This is a genomic window from Microbacterium sp., from assembly GCF_035277845.1.
In the GTDB taxonomy this organism is placed as follows: domain Bacteria; phylum Actinomycetota; class Actinomycetes; order Actinomycetales; family Microbacteriaceae; genus Microbacterium.
Map to the genome: position 1 here is coordinate 1 of NZ_DATEJS010000099.1, position 4154 is coordinate 4154.

Here is a 4154-nt window from a genome sequence, read left to right on the forward strand (position 1 = left end):
GATCGGCCCCTGCGGCATTCCCCGCGAACCGGAGCTACACCAACGACTGCCGCCAGGCGCTGTGGAGCTGGGCGAACTTGCCGGTGCCGGCGATGAGGGCGTCGGGGGCGTCGTCCTCGATGATGCGGCCGTGCTCCATGACCAGCACGCGGTCGGCGATCGCGACCGTCGACAGGCGGTGCGCGATGATGATCGCGGTGCGGTCGGCGAGCAGGGTCTGCAGGGCGTCCTGGATCTGCCGCTCTGACGGGATGTCGAGGGATGCCGTGGCCTCGTCGAGGATCAGCACCGCCGGGTTCGCCAGGAACGCCCGCGCGAACGAGATCAGCTGCCGCTGACCCGCCGACACACGGCCGCCGCGCTTGTTCACGTCCGTGTCGTACCCGTCGGGCAGCGCCTGGATGAAGGCGTCCGCACCCACCGCGCGGGCGGCCGCCTGGATCTCCTCGAACGTGGCATCCGGCTTGCCCAGCGCGATGTTGTCGGCGACGGTCCCCGAGAAGAGGTACGCCTCCTGCGTGACCATCACGATCGCGCGGCGCAGGTCCGCCGACGACAGGTCGCGCAGGTCGACGCCGTCGAGGCGCACCGAACCGCGCGTCGGGTCGTAGAACCGCGACACGAGCTTCGCGAGCGTGGACTTCCCGGCGCCGGTGGTGCCGACGAGCGCGATGGTCTGCCCGGCGGGCAGGTCCAGCGTGAAGTCGGGCAGGATGACACGGCCGCCGCCGTACCCGAACTCCACCTCGTCGAACAGCAGATGGCCACGGGCATCCGCGAGCTTCACCGCCTGGGCGGGCTCCGGCACCGACGGCTGCTCCTCGAGCACGCCCGACACCTTCTCGAGCGCGGCCGCGGCCGACTGGTACGAGTTCAGGAAGGTCGCCACCTCCTCGAGCGGGCTGAAGAAGTTGCGCACGTACAGCACGGCGGCGAGCAGGGTTCCGATGAGCAGTCCGCCCTCGACGACTCGGATCGCACCCCACACCAGCACGACCGCCATCGTGATGTTCGCGAGCAGGATGAGGGCGGGGTCGAAGATGCCGTACAGCTTCACGAGCCACAGGTTCACGCGCCGGTACTCGGCCGACACCTCCCCGAACTCGACGTCGTTGCGGGGCTCCTTGCGGAACGCCTTCACTGCGCGGATGCCGGTCATCGTCTCGACGAAGTGCACGATGAGCCGGGCCGACACGACCCGCGACTCGCGGTACCCCTTCTGCGACTGCCGGTAGAACCAGCGCATCAGGAACGACAGCGGCACGCCCATCGCGAGCAGCACGAGACCGGACTGCCAGTCGAGCAGGAACAGCGCGACGAGCGTGAACACGCCGTACAACGCGCCCTGCACCAGCTGGTTGAGGCCGCCGTCGAGCAGCTCCCGGATCGACTCGAGGTCGCTCGTCTGACGCGAGATGATCCGGCCCGACGTGTACGACTCGTGGAACTGCAGGCTGAGCAGCTGCGTGTGCCGGAAGATCCGGGTGCGCAGGTCCATCAGGATCGCCTGGGTCAGCTTCGCGGACAGCACCACGAACCAGCCGATGAGCAGCGCGCCGACGATGCCGGACACGAGGTACAGCACGGTGACGCCGGCCGCCGGCATCCAGTCGGCATCCTGCACGACCATCGGCAGCGCGGTGTCGATGCCGTACGCGATGAGCGCCGGGCCCAGCACGCGCAGGCCGGTGGACACCACGACCACGACGATCGACAGCGTCATCAGGCGCCGCATGGGCTGCAGCAGGGCGCCCAGCAGCCGCATGGAGCGGCGCCGGATGATGCGGCTCTCCGCCTTGGTGTAGATGTGGCGGTCTTCTCCCGCGGTGCCCTGGATGTCGGTCATCGGGTCACCTCCAGTTCGTTCTTCTGCTCGGCTTCGAGGCTCGAGATCACATGCCGGTAATGGGGGCTGGATGCCAGCAGCTCGCTGTGCGTCCCGACCGCGGTGACGCGGCCGTCCTGCAGCACGGCCACCCGGTCGGCGAGCGCCACCGTCGAGGGCCGGTGCGCGATGATGAGCGCCGTCGTCGTCGCGAGCACCCGCCGCAGCGCCGCCTCCACGAGCGCCTCGGTGTCGACGTCGAGCGCCGACAGCGGGTCGTCGAGCACGAGCACCGCGGGCTTCGCCGCGACGGCACGGGCCAGCGCCAGCCGCTGCCGCTGGCCGCCGGAGAGCGACAGGCCCTCCTCGCCGACGGTGGTGTCCACGCCCTCGGGCAGGTCGTACGCGAACTGCGCCTGCGCGATCCGCAGGGCCTCGTCGAGCACGGCATCCGCTTCCGGGCTGTGCACGTCGAGGTCGTCGCGGCCGAGCAGCACGTTCTCGCGCACGGATGCCGAGAACAGGGTGGCATCCTCGAACGCCATCGAGATGTGCCGGCGCAGCTCGTCGAGCCGCAGGTCGCGCACGTCGACGCCGTCGAGCTCGACCGCTCCCCCGGTCACGTCGTACAGGCGCGTCGGCAGGGTGGTCAGCGTGGTCTTGCCGCTGCCGGTGAGACCGACGAGCGCCATGGTCTCGCCGGGGCGCAGCACCAGGTCGACACCGTCGAGCAGGTCGCGCTCGTGCGCACGGGCATCCTGATACCGGAAGTGCACCCCGCGGAACGCGAGCTCGCCCCGGGGCTCGGCGATCGTCTTCGGGTGCTCCGGGTCGACGATGTCGTTCTGCTCGTTGAGCACGTCGAACACGCGGTCGGTCGCCGTGCGGGCGTCGACGAGGAACGAGAACAGGAACCCGAGCGACTCCATCGGCCAGCGCAGCGCCGTCGCCATGGCGAAGAACGCGAACAGGTCGCCGACGGTGAGGCTGCGGGTGCTGACCAGCCAGATGCCCTCGAGCAGGCACACCGCGAACGCGATCATCGGCATGACCTCGAGCCAGAACCAGAGGATGCCGACCTCCTTCGCCTTGCCGAGTTCGGTGGCGCGCAGGCTCTCGGCCTGGCGGCGGAACTTGGCGAGCGCGTGCCCGCCGCGGCCGAAGGCCTTGAGGACGCGAATGCCGTGCACGCTCTCCTCGACCGCGGTCGCGAGGTCGCCGGCCTGGTCCTGGCTCTGCCGGGCGAGCAGGCCGTACTTGCGCTCGAACGCGAACCCGAACCACCACAGCGGAATCGAGATCGCGAGGAACGTGATGCCGAGCAGCCAGTGCCAGCGGAACAGCAGCAGCGTGCCGATGGCGATCGTGAGCATGTTCACGACCAGCAGCAGCAGGCCGAACACGATCCAGCGCCGGATCAGGTTGATGTCCTGCATCATGCGCGACAGCAGCTGGCCGGACTGCCAGCGGTCGTGGAACGCCACGGGCAGCCGCTGCAGGCTGCGGTAGAACTTCTGCCGGATCTCGTACTCCACCGCGGTGCCCGGGGTGAGCACGAAGACGCGGCGGAGGTACACGAACAGCGCCTCCAGCACGCCGAGCACGAGCACGCCGAGCGACGCCCACACGATGAGCGGGACGTCGCCGTCGGCGATGGGCCCGTCGACGGTGGCCTGCAGCACCAGCGGGATGATGAGCGACATCAGGGCCGCCGCGAGCGCGGTGAACAGGCCGCCGACGAAGCGGGGCAGCATCGGTTTGAAGAACGGATAGAGGCGCGCCAGGGACCGGATGGTGGACAGGCGCTCCGAGGGTTTCTGCGACGACGAAGAAGTCATGTTCCTTGTGGGATCGGTGACGGATGCCGCCCATCGGCACGTGCCGGGGCGACGGTGAGCGGGGCGTCGCGGGGACGCCGAAGATCGGGTGCTGCGCACCGCCTCGGTGCGCTGAACCTCAGCCGGGGGTGTCTCGGACGCTAGGCCCGGTACCGTCCGGGGACGATCGGGAGTGCGGAGACCGGCTGGGCAGCGGCGGTCGGAATCATGGCTTCCTCCTCGGATCGTGGGACGGTGGATGCCGGTTCCGTGGAACGCGACAGCCCTCCAGCCTATACCTGAGCGAACGCTGGACACAAGCCCCGGTATTCCCGAGTGCGCTCGATCGTCAGGCGGCGGCCTCCCGCTGCAGCAGGCTGTGCTTCACGGGCCGGGCCGGGCCGAGCCGAGCCGGCACGGTCCGCCACAGATGGGCGGTCAGGTAGCTGCGCCAGGGCGCGGTGCGGGCGGACCAGGCGACGAGCCCGGCGGCGTCCGCGGGGATGCCGAGG

Annotated in this window: 2 protein-coding genes; both read right to left on the bottom strand. The window is 70.0% G+C overall.

What is annotated here, in order from left to right:
* Positions 1 to 34: 34 nt before the first annotated feature.
* Complete coding sequence (locus VJR25_RS04295) at positions 35 to 1846, bottom strand: ABC transporter ATP-binding protein (RefSeq protein WP_324112878.1); 1812 nt, start codon at positions 1844 to 1846, stop codon at positions 35 to 37.
* Positions 1843 to 3663 carry an ABC transporter ATP-binding protein gene (locus VJR25_RS04300; RefSeq protein WP_324112880.1) on the bottom strand — a complete coding sequence of 607 codons (1821 nt, stop codon included), beginning with the start codon at positions 3661 to 3663 and terminating at the stop codon, positions 1843 to 1845. The genes VJR25_RS04295 and VJR25_RS04300 overlap by 4 nt, the downstream gene beginning before the upstream one ends.
* Positions 3664 to 4154: the final 491 nt, after the last annotated feature.